Source organism: Massilia frigida (genome assembly GCF_011682175.1).
In the GTDB taxonomy this organism is placed as follows: domain Bacteria; phylum Pseudomonadota; class Gammaproteobacteria; order Burkholderiales; family Burkholderiaceae_D; genus Telluria_A; species Telluria_A frigida.
On sequence record NZ_WHJG01000001.1, the window covers coordinates 155,332 to 175,271 of the forward strand.

Below are 19,940 nucleotides of genomic sequence, written 5' to 3' on the forward strand. Positions count from 1 at the left end.
AACGGGAAGAAGTCGGAATGTGCAAGGGTTGGGCGAAAAAATGTGAAATATTTTTTTGGATGCAACTTTTGAGTAAGGACGTTAGTCTGTAGACCGTCATTCCCGCGCAGGCGGGAATGACGGAGCAATAGGTAGCGGTCAAAAATCCAACTAACGGAAGACGTATAAGTTCTACGGCGCCAGTGCCAGCAGCACCTGCCCTTTCAGGGCCTTGATGAGCGACGTTTCGTCGGGCGGCACGCCCTCCGGCGCGAGCTCGGCCCGGTCGGCGTAGAACAGGCCCACCTGCACCTTGCTCGCCACCAGCGGCAGCACGATGAAGCTCTTGGCATCCGGCAGCAGGGCCCGGTGCCAGCCCGGCAGCAAATCGCGGATCTTCTGGCTGGTGGCGTCCGCGATCATCAGGTCGGCATCGTTTTCCATGGCCAGGTGAAACAGGTCGCGCGTCGCGCCCATGGGAAAGGCAAAGCCGGCCTGGCGCCGCGCATGGTCTTCGCCGAACGCCAGGCGCGCCCGGTACTGGCCGCTGCGCGCATCTTTCAGGCACACCGTGGCGAAACGAAATCCCATGCTCTTGTACAAGGTTTCCAGCACCGCCAGGATGACATCGTTGACCTTGGCGTCGCCCGCGGCGCGCATCTGCGTCACATCCTGCACCCCGGCCAGCAGCAGCGCGCGCGCATTGTGCGGCTTGCCGCTCGGATGGGCCCCGCCCGCCGCGTCCCCGCCGGCGTCCATGGTGGCCAGCAGCAGCACATTCGGCAGCCCGCCACTGTCCGCCGTTTCCTCGTCGCGCGGCTGCGGCTCCATGTTCATGCTGCGCATCAGCGTCGTCATTTCATTCTGGACCGTCTCGAACAAGTCCTTCATCTGGTCGGCGCTCAGGTTCAGCGCCACGCCGTAGCGCAGCTGCAGCGCCTGGAACTCCTTGCTCTCGGCCGGACTGGCGGAGCGCCCCAGCAGGCGCGACACCTCCATCGAGAACGAGGCCACCTGGCGCATCCACTCGCCACGGTTGATGGCCACCTTCTGCGCCCCCGCCTGCAGCGGGCTGAGCGAGCGGACGATCACGTCCGGAATCTTCCACTCCGCCATCACCGCCTGCGACAGCGCGTCGTAGCTCGCTCCCAGGATCATTTGCGAGGCCTGGCCCACGCTGTGGGTGCCGCCCTTGACCAGCGCGTTGATCTCGCGGTAGCGGTCGTGCTCGTGCGAGGCCACCAGCAGCGGCCCCAGGTTCTTGAACAGCGCCCCGATCGAGGCTTCCTCGGCGCCCTGGTAAAAGCTGTGGCGCGCCATTTCGCGCCCCACCAGGCTGGCGCACAGGGCCGCTTCGAGCTCGATCCGCACGCTGGTGGCGTGCGCGCTGTTGGACAGGGCATCGACCAGCAGCATCGCCAGCGCCGTGGTGCGCACATTGTCGAAGCCGAGCAGCGAGATGGCGCGCGAGATGGTGGTCACCGTGGTGCCCGACTTGGTGCGGTAGGTCGGCGTATTCGACAGGCGCAGGATGCGCTGGGTCAGGGCCACGTCCGACAGCACGTAATAGGCCAGGTCGTGCGTGCCCTCGTCGTCGGACGATGCCATCTCGACCACGCGCGCCACCGAGGCGCCCAGGGCGAACATGTCTTCGTCGCCGCACACCTTGTGGATCAGGGAGGCGCGTACGCGCCGGGTGTCGCCCTCGGCGTGGGAAGGAGAAGCGGAAGGAGGAGAAGCGCTGGACATGAGGTCGGTTCAAGCGGGCGCGCCGGCTTTCCTGCGCGCGCCCTTGTCGTATTTGGTCAGGATCTGCTGATGCAGGCCGGCCAGGGCCGGCAATTTGGGATTGACGGGGTCGAGCCGGCGCACATTGTCGATCAGCGCCAGCGCATGCTTGGCCAGCAGCTCGTCCCAGCCGACGTTTTCCAGGCACTTGAGCACGGCGACGGCGGCATTGAACACCACTTGCGGATTGTCCGGCAGCTTGCCGACCGCCTCCAGCATCAGCTCGACCGAGCCGCGGTAGTCGCCCTCGTTGGCCTTGGCCGCGCCGGCCGCCACCAGGTCGACCACGGCCTGGCGGCTCTCGTGCGCCACCGTCAGGGCCAGGTCGGTGCGCCCGGCCTGCTCGAACACCGCCATCGCCTTGGCCATGACGGCGCCGTTGGCGGCGTTGCGCATCACGTCGCTCATGACGTCGGCCGCGCCCTGCTCCATATTGTTTTCCAAACAGTTGCGGGCGAGCTCCATCTTGACTTCGGGCGACAGGCCACTGGTGATGCGGCAAGCTTCCAGCGCGGCCGTGAGCGACTCTTCCAGGCGCGCATCGTTACCGGTGTACTCATGCACCATGGCCGACGAAATGGCGCTGCACACGGCCGTGTTCTTCTGCCCGCCCATCGACTTGTCGAGGTCGCGGATCACGGCCGCCGCCTGCACCGGGTCGCCCTTCTTCACCAGGGTCTGGACCAGCTTGACGTGGTCTTCCGGATCGCGGAAGGTCGAATACTTGGCCTTGCTCACCACTTGCTTGAGCACTCTTTCGGCGGTCTCGGTGTCGCCCGTCTCCATCGCGACTTCGCCCAGCTTGCGCAGGCGCCGCACCGCATGCGGCGAGACCGCCACCGCGTCGCTCAGGACCGCTTGCGACTGGTCCAGCTCGCCGATGGCCGCATGGGTGCGCGCCAGCCAGTCGTAGGCATCGACGAATTTCTTGTTGCTATCGACCAGCGAGGTCAGGATGTCCTTGGCTTCCTCGAAGCGCTCGCGCATGAACAGGGTCTTGGCCAGGCCCAGGCGGGCCCAGGCGATCGCCTTGGCATCGAACAATTGCTGGTAGATCGGCTCGGCCAGCTCCGGCTCGCCCAGGAACATGTGCAGCTCGGCGCGCAGGCGCAGGAAATCGACCGCGTAGCGCGGCTGCAGGCGCAGGCCGTCGGCGCACGCCTCGATCGCCGCGCGCTGGTTGCCCGCATCCATCAGTTGATAGACCGGCATGAACACATTGCGTTTCTCGAGCGCGCGCGCGATGCGTTCGAGCAGCAGGTCGGCGGTAAACGGCTTGAGGATGTAATCGGTGGGCGCCAGCTCGGCCGCGCTGACCACCTTGCCGTAATTGCCTTCGGCGGTGACCATGATGAACATGGTCGACATGGTCATCAGCTTATGGTGGCGCAAGTCTTCCAGCAATTGCTGGCCATCCTGGCCGCCGTCGAGGTCGTATTCGCAGAGCACCACGTCGAAGCTCTTCAAGCCCAGGTGCTTGATGGCGGCATTGGAACTGCCCGCATGGTCGATCCTGGTCAGCCCGCACAGGGTCAGCATGTTGTGGATGCTCGCGCGCATGCCCGCATGCGGCTCGACAATCAACGCGGTCAGTCCCTCGAGTTCGTTCATCTCTTGTTTTTCCGGTCAGCCTGTGGCGGGCAGAGTTCCGCGACGTACGTCGGCACGCTGGGTCTCAGTATATTACGGCAGAGGAACGAAATAGTTGAATTCCGCCGTACGGAACGGCGAAGCCGATGCAGGAATGCCACAGCGGCCCTGCGCCGCGCACCCGCTACACGCGCCCGCTACGCGCGCCGGGTCAATCGTCGTCGGCGCCTAAGGGCGCGGGCGGACTGGTGCGGATGATGTCGAGCAGCGCCGTCACCACCTCGGGATCGAACTGGCTCCCGCTGCGCTCGGCGATGTAGGCCACCACGTCCGGATACGGCCACGGTTCCTTGTACGGGCGCCGGTGCAGCAGCGCATCGAACACGTCGACCACCGCCACGATGCGCGCCGCCAGCGGAATGGCGCGTCCGTTCAAGCCCTCGGGATAGCCGCCGCCATCGAAATGCTCATGGTGGGCGCCGGCGATCTGGGCGCCGTAGGTCAGGTAGCTGACCCCGTCGACCATGCTGGCGGCGCGCTCCAGGATCGAGCGCCCGATTTCGGCATGGGTCTGCATTACGCGCCGCTCCTCGGGCGTGTGCGCGGCCGGCTTGAGCAAGACCTGGTCGGGCGTGGACACCTTGCCCACGTCGTGCAGGATGCTGGCCAGGCCGATCATTTCCAGCAATTGCGGGGTCAGGGCCGGATCGTCCACCCCGCCCTGCTTCATGCGCTGCGCGATGCGGGTCGACATGTCCTGCACGCGCCGCACATGGCCGCCGGTGCCGTGGTCGCGGAACTCGGCCAGGTCGGCCAGCGCCACCACGGTCGCTTCCTGCGCCTTGCGCAGCTGGCCGAACATGTACAGATTGTCGAAGGCGGCCGCGATGCGCTGGCAAAACACTTCGAGCAGGTCGCGCTGGATCGGGGCCAGCGGCCACGGCGGCGTGACCGAAATGCACAGCTGGCGCTCTTCCTGGGTGTGGATGTACAACACATTGACCGGATGCTCGAACTGGCTCTGCCTTTCGCGGAAGGCCTTGGCGATGGCCGGCATCAGCGGATGGTCGGGCGGCAGCGCTTCGCTGTCGGCCAGGGAGGTATAGCTGCCGGTGGCGGCCACCACGGTCGGCCCGCCGGTGACGGCCGACATCACGCACAGCACGCCGTCGGCACCGACGTCGAGGATGGCGCTAACCTGGTTGAGCACGCCAGAGGCGAACTCGCGCAGCGAATGGATCTGGTACAGATTGGTGGCGCCGGCCAGGATCTTGCCCAAGCCGATGCGGCTGCGTTCGAGCATCATCAGGCTCTCGTAGGCGCGCAGCGCCGAGATGACGGTGGTAAACAGCTTTTGCGTGGTCAGCTCGGTCTTGGCCTTGTAATCGTTGATGTCGTATTCGATGATCACGCGCTGCTCGGGCGCCTGGCCCGGCTGGCCGGTGCGCAGCACCACGCGCACGATCTGGTTGTTGAGTTCCTCGCGGATGCGGCGCGCCAGGATCAGGCCGGCGTCATCGGTTTCCATGACCACGTCGAGCAGCACCAGGGCGATGTCGGGCGTGTCGCGCAGGATGCGGTAACCCTCGGCCCCGCTGTAGGCGGAAAACAGTTCCAGCTCGCGGCCCTTGAAGGCCACGTTGCGCAGCGCCAGCCGGGTGACCGCGTGCACGTCGACGTCGTCGTCGACGATGAGCACGCGCCACAGGCGCTGGTCGAGCGCGGCGGTACTGGCGCCGCCGCTCTCGTCGTCTTCGTCGAGCAGCCAGTTATCGTCCGATGCATCTGTGGGGTCGGTCATACAGGCTCCATAAGGGCCCCTGTCAAACGGGGGTCATACATGATGCAAATCAAAACAGCGCGTTCCAGCCCGACCGTAACTATAAGCAAACAGTGCAACTGTGACATGGCAGTATCCGCTTTTTACCAATCAAATTATAAACAATGTTTTGTCCCAGGCGAGCACCGCTGCATTCATATTTTGCGAACCGGCAACAGCACCGCTCGTCATTTGGCGCGTCATCTGCTACTCTTTGAGAGCACAGGCGTCCGCCGCGGCGCCGCTTTGACAAGGAGACACCATGCAAGTTCCTTCTTCGACTGTAACTGGTGGCGGGCCATCCGGCAAGGATATCGCGGGTCACGAGTTCCTGGCGTTCACGCTTGGCTCGGAAGAATACGGGATCGACATCCTCAAGGTACAGGAAATCCGCGGCTATGAGGCGGTAACGCGGATTGCCAACGCACCCGAATTCATCAAGGGCGTGATCAACCTGCGCGGCATCATCATTCCGGTGGTCGACATGCGCATCAAGTTCAACCTCGGCACGCCGGTGTACGACCAGTTCACGGTGGTCATCATCCTTAATATTTCCGGACGGGTGATGGGGATGGTGGTCGACAGCGTGAGCGATGTGACCACATTGACACCCGAGCAAGTCAAGCCGGCGCCGGAGATGGGCACCGCGTTCGGCAGCGACTACCTGATCGGGCTGGGCACGATCGACGAGCGCATGCTGATCCTGGTCGATATCGACAAGCTGATGTCGTCGAGCGACATGGGGCTGATCGAGTCCTTGGCCAGCTGAGCGCGGGGAAATCTAGATTGGTCCGTGTACGTCTGGTGGGAGCGACCTCATTGCCCTAGCTTCGTGAATTTCATGCGCTGCTAAAACTTGATCAGAGGGGTTAACTATGAACTCGAACAGCGAATCCCTATTATCATAGTCATCCAGATTCCAGGGATTAGTAAGATTCCTGTACACATCGTCTGGCGATGTCATCAAATCAATGCGATCTTGCTCGGATATCGCTGCCAACCGATGCGTAAGGGTGGCAATGTTTTTGACAGAGAAATTCCTGTTTTTCCAATATAGCTCACGCAAATTCGACTCAGACAAGTGACCGTTCGCTCGCAGCTTTTGCAACTTCACGAGGATGCTCGTTAGCTCATCATTGAACTTCCTGTAGTCAACTAGCAGGCTCCGCAATTCCAACCGCCCCCATTCGGCAGGGGGCCGTGGAAAACTGGCAACATACTCGTCCAAGGTCGCTGCGAGAGAACGGCAGGCCTGTTCTGGAGTGGCGCCGGATTTTTGGACACCGCCGATTTGCTCTCCTGAATCGCGTCGCTCTACTGTCGCCCTGGCGAAATGAAAATTTGTCTGGACCTCACGTACGTGCAAGACGATTCGGTGAAACCCGTCACTCCACCCATCGTGATACTTGCCAATTTTCCATTTCGTTATGAGCATGCGTTGCAGTTCCAGACGTTCTAGTTGGGTTGAAAATAGGAGAATGGGGCGCAGTTCCCACCGTCGCCGGCTTCAGGTTCCATGCGGGTCGAAGTAGGCGGCCCAAGTGATAGCCGACGGTTGCAGTTTGGCCGCAGCCCCGAACAACGCCAGCGCCTGCCTGCGCGTGCCGGTATTGAACACCGCCACCGCCAGATTGAAGGTGGTGTGGCGATCAAGCGATCCCCGCGCCAGCGCTTCGCGCAGCACTGTTTCGGCCTCGCGGTACAGCGCGCGGTCGCACAGCAGTGCGCCGAGGCAGGTCAGCACTTGCGGATCATGCGGATGGTCGGCACGGGCTTGCTCGAGCAGCGCCTGGGCGGCGGCAATGTTGCTGTCCCAGTGCTCCAGGCGCTGCCAAGCCTGATCGACCAACTTCCGCGCTTCGGTGATCTCATTCATGGTCAGGCGATACAAGAAGCGCTACTGCGTTTAAAAATTGGACGTCCCGTGTGGTGCTTGCAATCGCCTGTCATGTCAGGATAATTCTCAAGAGTGAACGCACGCAAAGCAAGGGGCCTATCATGGAGGGCAATACAGCCAACCGCGCCGCTGCGAGTAAAGATGTGCATGCCGCTGACGCTTATAGCGCGTGGCTCACGGCCGAGGTGCAGGCGTCGATTGACGATCCCAGCCCTGGCGTTCCGCACGACGAGGCAATGCGCCAGATTCGCGCCGCGCCTGCGCTTGCGTACCAACCGGAAGATTGACCAGCGTCGCTCACCGAACGCGCGCCAGTTCCTCCAGCTCGGCCGCCCGTGCCGCGCGCGCGCTGACCGCGCATTCACTGGCTGCCAGGCGAGCGGACGTGCCGCCATCGGGATCGTCATAAAACCCGCAGTTCGCCTCGGTGTATTTCAGCCACAGCCGCTGGGCTTCCTGGAGCTGGTTCTTGCGCGCGCCTTGCTGACGCGCCAGCAACGCCCGGTACGCGATATTCAGGCGCTTGTCCTCCAGCACGTATTGCGCCGACATGCACTCCTGCATATCGACATTGCTGACCGCTCTGTCCATGCAACGCTGGTACTGCTTGCCGCGCGCGGTAGCCGGCGCGGTAGCCGACGCGGTAGCCGGCGCGGTAGCCGACGCGGTAGCCGACGCGACATCCGGCGCGGCGGCGCTGGCGGTGGTTACAGCACCGCCGGCCAGCGCCAGCAACAACATCGTTCGGAATACGGTCATGGGCAACATCCTGGCAAGTCCGGGCGCACCCGGGATGAAAAAAATCCGGTTCAACCCGGATCAAGAGAACGCGCCGCAGCCGCCTGCTTGCGCCGCCCCACGCATTCGGCCTGGCTGCCGCCCACGTCCACATTCTGGTAGCGCACCTCGTACTTGCCGGCCGTCAGGCGGTCGGCCACGAAGGTGTCGCGCGCCTGCACGTACACATGGCGCACGTTCGAGCGCCGGTCGAGGTCGAAAATCTTGACCAGCACCGGTGAGCCGTTGCGCGTGTTGTCGATGCTGATCTGCGTCTCCGGCCCCTGGTTGCCGATCGGGAAACCGTCCACATAGGCCGACTGCGCCGGCCACGGCTCGCCGTTGGGCGCGATCAGCGAATGCAGTTCGCTTTCGCAGTCGGCCACCCGCGCCGGCACCACCAGTTCGGTCACGCCCAGCGTGCGGATATCGGGCGGACGCTGGCCGGCGTCAGCCACATGCGGCTTGGCCACCGCCCAGCTATCGGCGCGCGCCTCGGCCGGCTTGCCGGTGGGCGCCGGCGTCTCCGTGCGCGGCGTTTCCAGCGCCGACGCCAACACCACCGGCACCGGCACCGCCCGCTCCTGCCCCAGGAAAAAGGCCCCAGCCGCGCACCCCAGGCCGAAACACAGCATCAGCCCGAACCACCAGCGCGGGTCGCGCACGGCCCGGTACGGCGGCGCCAGCGCGACCGGCGCCGTATCCCAGGCCGGCGCCACGTCATGGCGCGGCTTGTCGCGCCCCTCGTCGGTACGGGTACTTTCCAGCCATTCGATTTCCCATTCCTCGGCCGCGATCCACTCGTCGTGCTCCTTGCGCCGCACCGGGTCGGACAAGGTGCCGTAGGCGCTGTTGAGGATCGCCATGATGCGCGCGGCCTTCTCGTCGCCGGGATTCTTGTCGGGATGGTATTTCTGGCTCAAGGCCTTGTAGGCGGCACGAATGACTTCCTGCGGCGCCAGGCGCGCCACCTTCAGGTTGTCATAATGTGTGTGGATCTTGGCCATTGTCGTCGGGTAGGAGAAGCGGGCAGTCGTCCATGATAGCCGATGTCGTCACGCCGGCAAGCCCGCCCGGCGTCACACTGTCATCGTCATTGTAGCGGCAAGGCAAGTTACCAGATGCGCTACAGGCGGTGGCTGCGGTCGGCCCGCGCCAGCGCGTCGGGCAGGGCCACGCCGCTGCCAACCACCAGCACCTTGAACAGTTCCCCCATTTCGGCCGGGGAAACGAGTTTTTGCACGGCCTTGGACAGCGGCAGGTAGCGCATCGGGTCGGCCGGGTCGTGCCGCAGCAGCAGTTCGCCGATACCGGCGCCCAGCAGGAACGAGGCCTGGTTCATGTAGGCCAGCACGTCGAGCCCGGCATCCTGGGCGCCCAGCGCCATGGCGGTGAAGTCGACGTGGGCGGTGATGTCCTGCAAACCGGGCAGGTAGAACGGTTCCGGATGGGCGTGGTGGCGGTAGTGGCACATCAGGGTGCCGCCGATCCGCTGGTCGAGATAGAACTCGTGCGCCGGGAATCCATAATCGAGCAGGATGGCGGCGCCCTTGCCGCTGCCGAACATGCGCGCCAGCGACCCCATGAAGCCGCAGGCCACGGGATGGATCTCGGTCAGGTAGCCGTCCGGCAACTGGTCGGCGTCCGGAATCTGGCGCGCGATCTGGGCCGCCAGCGCGGCGTCGGGCAGGCGCGGCACATAAGCGAACTCGCCCTGCTCCACAGTCACCGCCAGCTCGCGCCACAGCCCCGCATCCTTGCGCACCAGCGCCACCGGCATGGCGTCGAGCACTTCGTTGGCCAGCACCACGCCGTCGAACGCGGCCGGGAAGTCGTCCAGCCAGCGCACCTGGGGGAAGTCTTTCAGCGCTTCCTGCTGGCGCGCGCGCAGTTCGCCCGACAATTCCATGATCGCGTAGCTCGCCACCGGCACGCCGTCGGCCGCCAGCGCGCTGAGCACGTCGCGCGCCAGCTTGCCGGTACCGGCCCCGAATTCCAGGATCGCCGGCGCGCTTTGCGCCATCAGCGGCGCGGCCACCCGCGCCAGCGCGGCCCCGAACAGGGAACTGATTTCGGGCGCGGTGACAAAGTCGCCGGCCGCGCCCAGCTTGGCGGCGCCGCCCGTGTAGTAGCCCAGGTCCGGCGCGTACAGGGCCAGTTCCATGAAGCGGGCAAAGGAAATCGCGCCGTCGTGCCGCGCGATCTCGGCGGCAATCAGGTTTTGCAGGGCGTGGGACGCGGCCAGCGCGTCGCTATCGGGGACAGGAAGGGACATCCGGGCATTGTAGCGACAACGGCCGCCGTCAACAATCCGTTCAGCCGGCGCCCCCGGCCGCGGACGCATTGGGCAGCACCAGGGTGGCACAAAAGCCGCCGCCCTCGGCGTTTTGCAGCAGCAGCTGGCCGCCGTGGGCCTGGGCGATGCCGCGCGCGATACCCAGCCCCAGCCCCATGCCGCTGCTGTTTTGCTTGCGCCCGTGTTCAAGGCGTACATACGGCTCGAACAACTGGGCCAGCGCGTCTTCCGGCACGCCGGGACCATGGTCGCGCACGGCGATGCGGATGCTGGACCCGACCGCGCGCACGGCGATCTGGGCCCGTTCGCCGTAATGCAGCGCATTTTCCAGCAGGTTGCCGATGGCGCGCTTGAGCGCCAGCGGCTTGGCCGTCACCGACAGGCCGGTCGGGCTGAACGATACTTCGTGCCCGGCCAGCTGGGCGCCGCGCACCATGCGCGCCAGAAAGGCGTCGAGCCGGATTTCGGTCGGGGTTTCGTGGATGTCGCTGTCTTTCACGCACTGGAGCGCGCCCTTGACCATCATTTCCAGTTCGTCGATATCTTCGTGAAATTCGGCGCGCAAGGTGTCGTCGTCGAGCAGTTCGGCGCGCAGCTTGAGGCGCATGATGGGCGTGCGCAAGTCGTGCGAGATCGATACGAACAGGCGTTCGCGGTCGTCGATGTAGCGCCCGATGCGCTCGCGCATGGCGCCGAAGGCGCGCGCGGTGTTGACGAATTCGCGGCTGCCGGTTTCCGGCAGGGCCGGCATGCGCTCGCCGTTGCCGAAGGCGGTGGCCGCTTCCGACAGCGCCGCCAGCGGACGCGTGGTCCAGCGCACCACGGGAATCGACAGCATCACCACCGCCAGCAGCGACAGCGCGTGCAGCAGCAGGTGGTCGCGCGTAAACAGCTTGCCGCTGTCGAGGAAATACGGACTGGGCATCAGGGTGGCCAGGTACAGCCAGTGGCCCGGCTCCATTTCGACCTGCATCAGCAGCACCGGGGCCGGCTTGGCCAGCACGATCTGGCGCACCCGGCTCTCGGGCAGGGCCGACAGGCGGGTGCCGTCGTCGGCCACCACCAGCTGCTCGGGCCACACGAAGGCGACCCGCACATTGCGGTTATTCGGCAAATCGGCGTGCAGGGTGGACTGGACGGTGCCGAGCGCGATATCGGCCAGCGGCTGCGGCCCGATGCTCTCGGCCGCCACCGGCGCGCGGTTCAGGCTGACGAAAAAGCGGGTGCCGCCCATTTCGCCGAATTGCTGGATGATCAGGGGCCGGTAATTCGGCGGCAAGCTCAAAAAGAAGCGCACCGCGCTGGCGGCGCTGTGGCCGAGCTGCTGGGCGGCGTTGGCGACCTCGACCTCGGACTCGGCGCGGCGCTGGCTAGCCCAGATGTAGTTCCCGGCCAGTTGGGTCAGCATCACGCCGGCCACCATCAGCAGGGTCAATCGTCCCAGCAGCGACTGCGGCAGGCAGCGCTCCCAGCCGCGCGGACGCTTACTCATGGCTGCTGATGACGCTGGCGGCGAACACATAGCCGGCGCCGCGCACGGTCTTGATCAGCCACGGCTGCTTGCCGCAATCGTTGAAACGCAGCCGCAGGCGGCTGATCTGGACATCGAGGAAGCGGTCGAACGGCCCGGCGTCGCGCCCGCGCGTGGCTTCGCACAGCACGCTGCGGTCGAGGATTTCGCCGGCGTGGTCGATGAAATACTTGAGCAACTGGAAATCGAGCCCCGACAGCGGCACCGGCGTGCCGAGATGGTCGACCACGCTGCGCTCGACGGTGTCGATGGTAAAGCCGCCGAAACGGTGATAGCGCGGCGGCGTCGCCGCTTCCATGCCAGTGCGGCGGTGGATCGCCTTGATACGGGCCAGCAATTCGCGCGGGCTGTGCGGCTTGGAAATATAGTCGTCGGCCCCGAGTTCCAGCCCAACCACGCGGTCGGCTTCGTCGGAACTGGCGGTGAGCATGATGATCGGCACGTTCGAGCGGCGCCGCACCGCCTGGCACAGGGCAAAGCCGTCGGTGTCGGGCAGCATGACGTCGAGGATCACCAGCGACAGGGTATCGACGCTGCGGTTGAACTCAGTAAAAAAGGACGCGCCGTTGTGGGCCAGGGTGACCGAATACTGGTTCTTTTCCAGGTAAGTCTTGAGCAGGGTCCTGATCTTCTGGTCATCGTCGACGATAAGGATATTTCGCATTGTGTCAGTCTGTTACCTGTCTTGCGGGCGGCGGCCGATCACGCCCAAACGGCGTTGGGTATCGGCAACGCTTACCCTTTCGTTAAGAAAAAAGCGGTGCAGCTCGGCCACCATGGCGTCGCGTGCGGTTTCATCGGTGGCCATGCGGTGCACCATGCTGGGCACCTGCCCGGCCGGGGAGGTGGCGAACAGGGTCCAGGAGGCGCGCGCGCAGGCATCCATGGCGGCCAGGTCGGGCGCGCGCAGCACCGGCACCGAGCCCTTGACGCGGCTGTAGTCGCGCTGCAGGGCCGGCTGCACGACCATGGCCGCCAGCGTTTCCTGGGAGGCGCGCTGGGCCGGGCGCTCAGCCAGCATGCTGAGCATGTCGACGTTATACAGGTGGAAGGCGGCCGTGCCGGGCACGGCACCGCAGCCGATATCGCGGTCGCTGTGCAATCCCATGGCGTTGAGCTCGCCCTTGGCCCAGTCGCCCATGACCAGCATGCCGGCGCTGCCGTCGGCCAGCTGGCGCACTTCCTCCGCCCAGCTCAGCTCGCGCACGGGCGCACCCATCCACTTCTTCAGGCCGCGCAAATGCGTCAGCGCGCGGCCCAGGCGCGGATCGGCGAAGGCGGCCGGCTCGCGCTGCTGGAACAGCTGGCGGAAATACGCCGCCCCGCCCTCGGCCAGCACCAGGGTTTCAAACAGGGTGGCGACCTGCCACGGTTCGCTGCTTTGCGCCAGCGGCGTGACGCCGGCGCGCGCAAGCACGGCAGCGGCGCGCTCGAAATCGGGCCAGGTAACCGGCGCGCTCAAGCCGTGACGGGCGAACAGGGCGCGATTGTGAAACAGGATATTGATGCGGTGAATGCCGAGCGGGGCCGCCACCACATGCTGGCCCGGGCGGATCAGGGCCGCAATACCGGGCAACAACTGGCGCTCCCAGTCGCCGCGCGCCGCCACCTGGTCCAGGTCGGCCAGCAGGCCGAGGTTGGCCCAGTCGCGGATCACGATCCCGTTGAGCTGGGCGACTTCCGGCGCATCCTTGGCCAGCACCCGGCTGCGCAGGACGATGCCGGCGCCGATGCCCGAGCCGCCCGGCACCATGGCGTCGCGCCACTGCACGTGCTGCTGGCCCAGGCGCTCGGCCAGCAGGTCGACCGCGCGCCGCTCGCTGGCCGACTGCCACCAGTGCAGCACTTGCAGCGACTCGGTCACGGGTTTGGCCTCGGCCTTGGCCTCGGCCTCGGCCTTGGCCTTGGCATCAGGCCCCGATGCCGCAACCGGCAGCGCCAGCACGGCGAGCGCCAGCGCGGCCAGCAAGCGCCCGCCGCGCGCGCTTGTCTCCCGGGGCACGTTGCCCGTTGTCGCTTTCGCCACTATCACGCCCTCCTGTTTGCGGGACAGTGTATAACGAAAAAACTACGCAAAAAATGTAATTTTACTACAGCGATTTGCAAAGTTATTTTGCGAATTGTTTCGTTTTGTTGCAGGCCGCGCCATCCTGTTTCAGCCGCGTTTCCAGCGCCGCCTCATACTGAGCGAAGCACGTTTTGCGCCGGGCGCGATTGTAAAGATATGTTGCAACCTCATCAGCCACAAAACGGCGTTTTCCTTATAAATCAGGCACTTGGAATGTTACAAGGGCCGATTTCCTGGCAATGGCACTTTTTTGCACGCCGATGCTACTGTCGCCCACGTTGTCGCTTGAACACGCTTTAAGGTGGCCGGGATGTCGACGCAACAGTGCCACAAGCGTGCTGACCAAGGTAGCGCCACTCGCCCCGCTACTTTACATACTAATAAGGAGACTAAATGAAACGCATTACTTTGAGTACATTAGCAACTGCATTGCTGCTCGCTTTCGCCAGCAGCGCCGCCGTCGCCGGGGACCATGATACCGAGGGCTTCCACGGTTACCTGCGCGCCGGCGTTGGCTCGTCGAGCGCCGGCGGCTCGCAAAGCTGCTACGGCCTGGGCGGCATCACCATGTCCTACCGCCTCGGCAACGAGTGCGACAGCTTCACCGAATTCGGCTACACCCACACCCTGGCCAAAGCCAGCAATGGCGCCACGTTTGTCGGCACCATCTGGGCCGACGCTTACAAGAACAGCTCGGACTTCGGCGACGCCAAACTGGCCGTCTCGAAAGCCTATGTCGAAGCGAAAAACCTGCCATTCATGAACGGCGGCATCATCTGGGCCGGTAAGCGTCACTACTACCGTCCCGACATCCACATGCTGGACATGCAGTTCATCAACATGAACGGTACCGGCGGCGGTGTCGACGGCTACCCTGTCGGCCCTGGCAAGATCAGCTACGCCGTATTCAAGGATAACGACGAGAACATCTACTCCACCGATGCGGTCACCGGCGTACGCACCCTGCGCAGCACCAATGCCGCGCTGCGCCAGAACATCGTCTACGAAGGCTTGCCGGTCAACCCGAACGGCACCCTCGATTTCGCCGTCAGCCTGATCCATGCCCAGAACGACAACAAAAGCATCAACACCCATGACGGCTACCAGGTCTCGATGTTCCACCGCCAGGCCAAGCTGCTCGGCGGCGGCAACACCTTCGGCGTGCAGTATGGCGTCGGCCCGGGCACCGGCATCAATGGCCCGTGCTGCGCGCGTATCGGCCCGTCTGGCAGTACCCTGCTCGGTTCGGACGTGACGCGCGTGCGCGTCTTCAACGATATCGTGATCCAGCCGACGCGCGACTTCAGCATGGAATTCGTGGCCCTGTACCAGCGCGACAAATCGGACCTGGGCGGCAGCAGCACCTGGACCACCGTCGGCGCGCGCCCTGTGTACGCCCTGGCCGAAAACTTCAAGATGCAGGCTGAACTGGGCGTGAGCCGCCTGAAAGACAAGATGAACCCGACGGCCCAGCGCCTGACCAAGCTGACCCTGGCACCGACCATCACCCTGGGGCGCGATTACTTCGCCCGTCCGGAACTGCGCGCCTTTGTCAGCTACGGCAAGTGGAACGACGCCGCCAAGGGCGCCGTGAACGCCTTCAACAATGGCGGCCCGGTGTATGGCGACAAGACCAGCGGCACCTCGTACGGCGTACATCTGGAAGCCTGGTGGTAACAGCAAGGCGGTAGAACGACTCACGCATCAACGGTGCGCGGTGAACGCCGCGCACCCGCATCGACGCACGCACACCCGCAGTCAAACCAAAAATCGTTGGAGACAAATCCCATGAAAATCAAACAACTCAAATTCTTCCTGGCCGCGGCCGGCCTGGTGACCCTGGCCGGCGTGGCGCAAGCCGCACCGCAAGTCGAAGTGCTGCACTACTGGACCTCCGGCGGCGAAGCCAAATCGATCGCCGAACTGAAGAAAATGATGGAAGCGAAGGGCGTGGTCTGGAAAGACTTCGCGGTCGCTGGCGGCGCCGGCGAAAACGCCACCACCGCCCTCAAAGCGCGCGTGATCGCCAACAGCCCGCCGACCGCGGCCCAGATCAAGGGCCCGGCCATCCAGGAATGGGGCAATGAAGGCGTGCTGGCCAATATCGACAGCGCCGCCAGCGCCGGCAAATGGGATAGCCTGCTGCCACCAGTCATCTCCAACGTGATGAAATACAAGGGCCACTACGTCGCCGCGCCGGTTAACGTGCACCGCGTCAACTGGCTGTGGATCAACCCTGCGGTACTGGCCAAGGCCGGCGCCAAGACCCCGACCAACTTCGACGAATTCTTCGCCGCGGCCGACAAGATCAAGAAAGCCGGCCTGGTGGCGATCGCCCACGGCGGCCAGCCATGGCAGGACACCACCATCTTTGAAACGGTGGTACTGGGCGTCGGCGGCGCCGACTTCTACAACAAGTCGCTGGTCAAGCTCGACCAGGCCAGCCTGACCAGCCCGACCATGATCAAGTCGTTCGAGACGCTGGCCAAAATCAAGACCTACATCGACAAGGATGCCGCTGGCCGCGACTGGAACCTGGCTACCGCCATGGTCATCAACGGCAAGGCCGGCATGCAGTTCATGGGTGACTGGGCCAAGGGCGAATTCACCGCCGCCGGCAAGGTAGCGGGCAAGGACTTCCTGTGCGTGGCCGCGCCGGGCACCGAGAAATCGTTCACTTTCAATATCGATTCGCTGGCCATGTTCACGGTCAAGAATCCGGAAGAGCAGAAAGCCCAGCTGACCCTGGCGTCGGCCGTGATGAGCCCGGAATTCCAGGAAGTATTCAACCTGAACAAGGGTTCGATCCCGGCGCGCGCCAACATCGCCCGCACCAAGTTCGACAGCTGCGCCACCAAGTCGATGGATGACATGGCCGCCAGCAACAAGGGCAACGCCCTGCTGCCAAGCCTGGCCCACGGCATGGCGCTCGATTCGGCCAAGGCCGGCGCGATCCAGGACGTGGTGGCCAAGTTCATGAACTCCGCCATGACCCCTCAGGCAGCGGTACAGGCACTGGCCAAAGCGGCAAAAACGCAGTAAGCCTCTGGTAGCACCCCCGCGCGCGGCCCACGGCCGCGCGCGCACCCGTCAGCCCGGCCCGCCGCATTGGCGCCGGCCTGCATCCGTCTTTTGGAGATCTATTCATGTCCGCTTCCTCCCTGACTTCCAGTCCGGGGCCGCAGGCGCGCACGCGCGCCCCCGCGGTTCCCGGCCGCTGGGCCGCCCGCGTCGACGCCTGGATGGCGCGCCTGGTGCTGGCGCCCACCATCCTGATGTCGCTGGTATTCGTGTACGGCTTCATCGTGCTGACCGCCTTCCTGTCGCTGACCGAATCGCGCATGATGCCGCGCTTCGAGTACGCCGGCTTCGGCCAGTACACCGCCCTGTTCGGCCTGGATCGCTGGTGGACCGCGGCGGCCAACCTGGGCATCTTCGGCGGCCTGTTCATCTTGCTGTGCCTGGCCATCGGCCTGTCGATCGCGATCTTGCTCGACCAGCGCATCCGCGCCGAGGGCGCCCTGCGCGCGATCTACCTGTATCCGATGGCGCTGTCGTTCATCGTGACCGGCGCGGCGTGGAAGTGGATTCTCAATCCCGGCCTCGGGCTGGAAAAAATGCTGCACGACTGGGGCTTCGTCAACGCTAGGCTCGACTGGCTGGTCGACTCCGACATGGCGATCTACACGGTGGTCATCGCCGGCGTGTGGCAGTCGTCGGGTTTCGTCATGGCGCTGTTCCTGGCCGGTTTGCGCGGCGTCGATGACGCCATCATCAAGGCCGCCATGGTCGATGGCGCCAGCCTGCCCACGATCTACCTGCGCATCGTCATTCCGGCGCTGCGGCCGGTATTCTTCAGCGTGCTGCTGGTGCTGTCGCACATCGCCATCAAGAGCTTCGACCTGGTGATGGCGCTGACCGCCGGCGGACCGGGCACCTCGTCCGACGTTCCAGCCATTTTCATGTACCAGTTCTCGTTCACGCGCGGCCAGCTTGGCCTGGGCGCGGCGTCAGCCATGATGATGCTGGCCACCGTGCTGGCGGTGCTGGTGCCACTCATGTACCTCGAAACCAAAGGAGCGCGCCATGGACGCTGACCAGAAGCAGCTCACCGCCGGACGTATTTTCATCTACGTGCTGCTGACCCTCGTGGCGCTGTACTACCTGGCGCCGCTGTACGTGATGCTCACCACCTCGTTCAAGTCGCTCGAGCAGATCCGCACCGGTACCATCCTCGACCTGCCGCTGGCCCCGACCACGGAAGCTTGGTCGCGCGCCTGGAGCGGCGCCTGTACCGGCGTGCGCTGCGAGGGCCTGGCGCCCTACTTCTGGAATTCGGTCAGCATGACGATACCGGCGGTGCTCGTTTCGAGCCTGATCGGCTCCCTCAACGGCTACGTGCTGGCGCACTGGCGCTTTCGCGGCTCGAACGTGGTGTTCACGGCCCTGATGGTGGGCTGCTTCATCCCGTTCCAGGTGGTGATCTTGCCGATGGCGCGCCTGCTCGGCATGGCCGGACTGGCCAACACCACCACTGGCCTGATCATCGTGCACATCATCTACGGGGTGGCGTTTACCACGCTGTTCTTCCGTAACTACTACGTCACCGTACCGGAAGAACTGGTGAACGCGGCGCGCATCGACGGCGCCGGCTTTTTCACCATTTACCGCCGCGTGATCTTCCCGCTGTCGCTGCCGATCTTCATGGTGTGCTTCATCTGGCAGTTCACCCAGATCTGGAACGACTTCCTGTTCGGCGTGGTGTTCGGCGGTGCCGATGCGCAGCCGGTCACGGTGGCACTGAATAACCTGGTCAACACATCGACCGGCGTCACCGAATACAACGTCAACATGGCCGCCGCCATTATCGCCGCCTTGCCGACCCTGGGACTGTACCTGGTGGCTGGCAAATACTTCGTGCGCGGGCTGACCGCCGGCGCGGTCAAGGGCTGATTTCAACTTATTCAAGGCAGGAGAACCACAACGATGGCCAGTTTATCGATCCGCAATGTGCGCAAGGTGTACCCGAACGGCGCTGAAATCTTAAAAGGCATTAACCTCGAAATCGAGGATGGGCAGTTCCTGATCCTGGTCGGCGGCTCCGGCTGCGGCAAGTCGACCCTGCTGAACATGATCGCCGGCCTGGAAACGGTGTCCGAAGGCGAAATCCTGATCGGCGAGCGCGTCGTCAACGACGTGCCGCCCAAGTCGCGCGACATCGCCATGGTGTTCCAGTCGTACGCGCTGTATCCGACCATGACCGTGCGCGAGAACATCTCGTTCGGCCTGGGCATCCGCAAGGTGCCCAAGGCGGAACAGGAAAAGATCGTGGCGAGGGTGGCCGAAACCTTGCAGATGACCCACCTGCTCGACCGCAAGCCGGCCTTGCTGTCCGGCGGCCAGCGCCAGCGCGTGGCCATGGGGCGTGCCATTGCGCGCGACCCGTCGCTGTTCCTGTTCGACGAACCGCTGTCGAACCTGGACGCCAAGCTGCGCGTGGAAATGCGCGCCGAGATCAAGTTGATGCACCAGCGCCTGGGCACCACCATCGTCTACGTCACCCACGACCAGATCGAGGCGATGACCCTGGGCGACAAGATCGCCGTCATGCGCGACGGCGTGGTGCAGCAGTACGGCAGCCCGCAAGAGATCTACGACCGCCCGGACAACCTGTACGTGGCCGGTTTCATCGGCTCGCCGTCGATGAATTTCTTGAAGGGCAAACTGGTACAGCACAACGGCGGCACCGCCTTCACGCTCGATGTGGATGGCGAGATCGCCCTGCTGCCGCTGCCGGACGGCGGCAGCCAATACGGCGCCTGGCACGAGCGCGAGGTCATTCTCGGCATCCGTCCCGAGCACGTGACCGATGCCCTGAGCGCGCGCCAGTCGGGCGCCCACGAAGGCTACGCGCCGACCGAAGTCACCTGCCTGGTCGAGATGACCGAGCCGACCGGCCCCGATACGCTGGTGTTCACGTGGGTGGGCGGCGTGCGCGCCACCTGCCGCACCCACCCGCGCGCGCACGCCATGCCGGGTGAGCGCATCAACCTCGCCTTCGACCTGTCGCATGCGATCCTGTTCGACCCGGCCACGGAACAACGGTTGGGAGCATAAGGGAGCCAAAACCGGAGCGGTTTGGGTAGCTTGAGCAAACTTTAGGCGATAATAGCGGCTCGCGCCGGCGCGGCGCCC

General features: G+C 64.6%; 17 protein-coding genes. 7 read left to right on the forward strand and 10 right to left on the reverse strand.

The annotated features are described in order from the left end of the window. Positions 1–171 precede the first annotated feature (171 nt). From F2P44_RS00710 to F2P44_RS00720, 3 genes are all read right to left on the reverse strand, one after another. Positions 172–1,728: an HDOD domain-containing protein gene (locus F2P44_RS00710; protein WP_167084089.1), complete on the reverse strand. Its 1,557-nt coding sequence runs from the start codon at positions 1,726–1,728 to the stop codon at positions 172–174. A 9-nt stretch (positions 1,729–1,737) separates the two neighbouring features. After that, complete coding sequence (locus F2P44_RS00715; RefSeq protein ID WP_167084090.1) at positions 1,738–3,378, reverse strand: response regulator; 1,641 nt, start codon at positions 3,376–3,378, stop codon at positions 1,738–1,740. Between the two features lie 190 nt (positions 3,379–3,568). Then, positions 3,569–5,158: a DUF3369 domain-containing protein gene (locus tag F2P44_RS00720; RefSeq protein ID WP_167084091.1), complete on the reverse strand. Its 1,590-nt coding sequence runs from the start codon at positions 5,156–5,158 to the stop codon at positions 3,569–3,571. Positions 5,159–5,438: 280 nt separating this feature from the next. Here F2P44_RS00720 and F2P44_RS00725 point away from each other — a divergent pair, with 280 nt between their 5' ends. Continuing rightward, positions 5,439–5,945 carry a chemotaxis protein CheW gene (locus F2P44_RS00725; RefSeq protein WP_167084093.1) on the forward strand — a complete coding sequence of 169 codons (507 nt, stop codon included), beginning with the start codon at positions 5,439–5,441 and terminating at the stop codon, positions 5,943–5,945. A 738-nt stretch (positions 5,946–6,683) separates the two neighbouring features. Here the strand turns inward: F2P44_RS00725 and F2P44_RS00730 are convergent. Next, the gene (locus F2P44_RS00730) at positions 6,684–7,052 is read right to left on the reverse strand and encodes a UDP-N-acetylglucosamine-peptide N-acetylglucosaminyltransferase (protein ID WP_167084095.1); all 369 of its coding nucleotides are present in this window, start codon (positions 7,050–7,052) and stop codon (positions 6,684–6,686) included. Positions 7,053–7,102: 50 nt separating this feature from the next. On the opposite strand from F2P44_RS00730, the gene F2P44_RS00735 reads away from it, so the two are divergent. Continuing rightward, positions 7,103–7,360 (forward strand): antitoxin PaaA2 family protein, encoded by a 258-nt coding sequence (locus tag F2P44_RS00735; protein WP_223164975.1) that lies wholly within the window; start codon positions 7,103–7,105, stop codon positions 7,358–7,360. Positions 7,361–7,370: 10 nt separating this feature from the next. On the opposite strand, the gene F2P44_RS00740 is transcribed toward F2P44_RS00735, so the two are convergent. The 6 genes from F2P44_RS00740 to F2P44_RS00765 all read right to left on the reverse strand — a co-directional run bounded on the left by F2P44_RS00740 (position 7,371) and on the right by F2P44_RS00765 (position 13,703). Further along, positions 7,371–7,832: a lysozyme inhibitor LprI family protein gene (locus F2P44_RS00740; RefSeq protein ID WP_167084097.1), complete on the reverse strand. Its 462-nt coding sequence runs from the start codon at positions 7,830–7,832 to the stop codon at positions 7,371–7,373. A 50-nt stretch (positions 7,833–7,882) separates the two neighbouring features. Next, positions 7,883–8,857, reverse strand: a complete 975-nt coding sequence (locus F2P44_RS00745; RefSeq protein WP_167084099.1) for a J domain-containing protein — start codon at positions 8,855–8,857, stop codon at positions 7,883–7,885. Positions 8,858–8,976: 119 nt separating this feature from the next. Beyond that, positions 8,977–10,125: a class I SAM-dependent methyltransferase gene (locus F2P44_RS00750; protein WP_167084101.1), complete on the reverse strand. Its 1,149-nt coding sequence runs from the start codon at positions 10,123–10,125 to the stop codon at positions 8,977–8,979. Positions 10,126–10,165: 40 nt separating this feature from the next. Then, positions 10,166–11,638, reverse strand: a complete 1,473-nt coding sequence (locus tag F2P44_RS00755; RefSeq protein WP_229423311.1) for an ATP-binding protein — start codon at positions 11,636–11,638, stop codon at positions 10,166–10,168. Further along, entirely contained in the window at positions 11,631–12,341 is a 711-nt protein-coding gene (locus F2P44_RS00760; RefSeq protein ID WP_167084105.1) for a response regulator, read from the reverse strand. The genes F2P44_RS00755 and F2P44_RS00760 overlap by 8 nt, the downstream gene beginning before the upstream one ends. Positions 12,342–12,353: 12 nt before the next feature. Next, entirely contained in the window at positions 12,354–13,703 is a 1,350-nt protein-coding gene (locus F2P44_RS00765) for an ABC transporter substrate-binding protein (protein ID WP_370662614.1), read from the reverse strand. Positions 13,704–14,138: 435 nt separating this feature from the next. Between F2P44_RS00765 and F2P44_RS00770 the strand changes: the two genes are divergently transcribed. From F2P44_RS00770 to F2P44_RS00790, 5 genes are all read left to right on the forward strand, one after another. Then, positions 14,139–15,422: a maltoporin gene (locus F2P44_RS00770; RefSeq protein ID WP_167084107.1), complete on the forward strand. Its 1,284-nt coding sequence runs from the start codon at positions 14,139–14,141 to the stop codon at positions 15,420–15,422. A gap of 111 nt (positions 15,423–15,533) precedes the next feature. Then, entirely contained in the window at positions 15,534–16,787 is a 1,254-nt protein-coding gene (locus F2P44_RS00775) for an ABC transporter substrate-binding protein (RefSeq protein ID WP_167084109.1), read from the forward strand. A 200-nt stretch (positions 16,788–16,987) separates the two neighbouring features. Continuing rightward, a complete protein-coding gene (locus F2P44_RS00780; RefSeq protein ID WP_229423329.1) occupies positions 16,988–17,842 on the forward strand; it encodes a carbohydrate ABC transporter permease in 855 nt (284 codons plus the stop codon). Beyond that, positions 17,832–18,698, forward strand: coding sequence for a carbohydrate ABC transporter permease (locus F2P44_RS00785; RefSeq protein WP_167084113.1), 867 nt, complete (start codon positions 17,832–17,834; stop codon positions 18,696–18,698). Before F2P44_RS00780 ends, F2P44_RS00785 begins: the two co-directional genes overlap by 11 nt. A gap of 33 nt (positions 18,699–18,731) precedes the next feature. Then, a complete protein-coding gene (locus tag F2P44_RS00790) occupies positions 18,732–19,862 on the forward strand; it encodes an ABC transporter ATP-binding protein (protein ID WP_167084115.1) in 1,131 nt (376 codons plus the stop codon). Positions 19,863–19,940 lie beyond the last annotated feature (78 nt).

Bases quoted from the DNA above. Each gene is read 5' to 3' on its own strand.
- F2P44_RS00790 (WP_167084115.1), top strand. From the start codon at position 18,732: ATGGCCAGTTTATCGATCCGCAATGTGCGCAAGGTGTACCCGAACGGC.
- F2P44_RS00750 (WP_167084101.1), bottom strand. From the start codon at position 10,125: ATGTCCCTTCCTGTCCCCGATAGCGACGCGCTGGCCGCGTCCCACGCC.
- F2P44_RS00775 (WP_167084109.1), top strand. From the start codon at position 15,534: ATGAAAATCAAACAACTCAAATTCTTCCTGGCCGCGGCCGGCCTGGTG.
- F2P44_RS00730 (WP_167084095.1), bottom strand. From the start codon at position 7,052: ATGAATGAGATCACCGAAGCGCGGAAGTTGGTCGATCAGGCTTGGCAG.
- F2P44_RS00760 (WP_167084105.1), bottom strand. From the start codon at position 12,341: ATGCGAAATATCCTTATCGTCGACGATGACCAGAAGATCAGGACCCTG.
- F2P44_RS00770 (WP_167084107.1), top strand. From the start codon at position 14,139: ATGAAACGCATTACTTTGAGTACATTAGCAACTGCATTGCTGCTCGCT.
- F2P44_RS00715 (WP_167084090.1), bottom strand. From the start codon at position 3,378: ATGAACGAACTCGAGGGACTGACCGCGTTGATTGTCGAGCCGCATGCG.
- F2P44_RS00755 (WP_229423311.1), bottom strand. From the start codon at position 11,638: ATGAGTAAGCGTCCGCGCGGCTGGGAGCGCTGCCTGCCGCAGTCGCTG.
- F2P44_RS00785 (WP_167084113.1), top strand. From the start codon at position 17,832: ATGGACGCTGACCAGAAGCAGCTCACCGCCGGACGTATTTTCATCTAC.
- F2P44_RS00740 (WP_167084097.1), bottom strand. From the start codon at position 7,832: ATGACCGTATTCCGAACGATGTTGTTGCTGGCGCTGGCCGGCGGTGCT.
- F2P44_RS00710 (WP_167084089.1), bottom strand. From the start codon at position 1,728: ATGTCCAGCGCTTCTCCTCCTTCCGCTTCTCCTTCCCACGCCGAGGGC.
- F2P44_RS00780 (WP_229423329.1), top strand. From the start codon at position 16,988: ATGGCGCGCCTGGTGCTGGCGCCCACCATCCTGATGTCGCTGGTATTC.
- F2P44_RS00725 (WP_167084093.1), top strand. From the start codon at position 5,439: ATGCAAGTTCCTTCTTCGACTGTAACTGGTGGCGGGCCATCCGGCAAG.
- F2P44_RS00745 (WP_167084099.1), bottom strand. From the start codon at position 8,857: ATGGCCAAGATCCACACACATTATGACAACCTGAAGGTGGCGCGCCTG.
- F2P44_RS00720 (WP_167084091.1), bottom strand. From the start codon at position 5,158: ATGACCGACCCCACAGATGCATCGGACGATAACTGGCTGCTCGACGAA.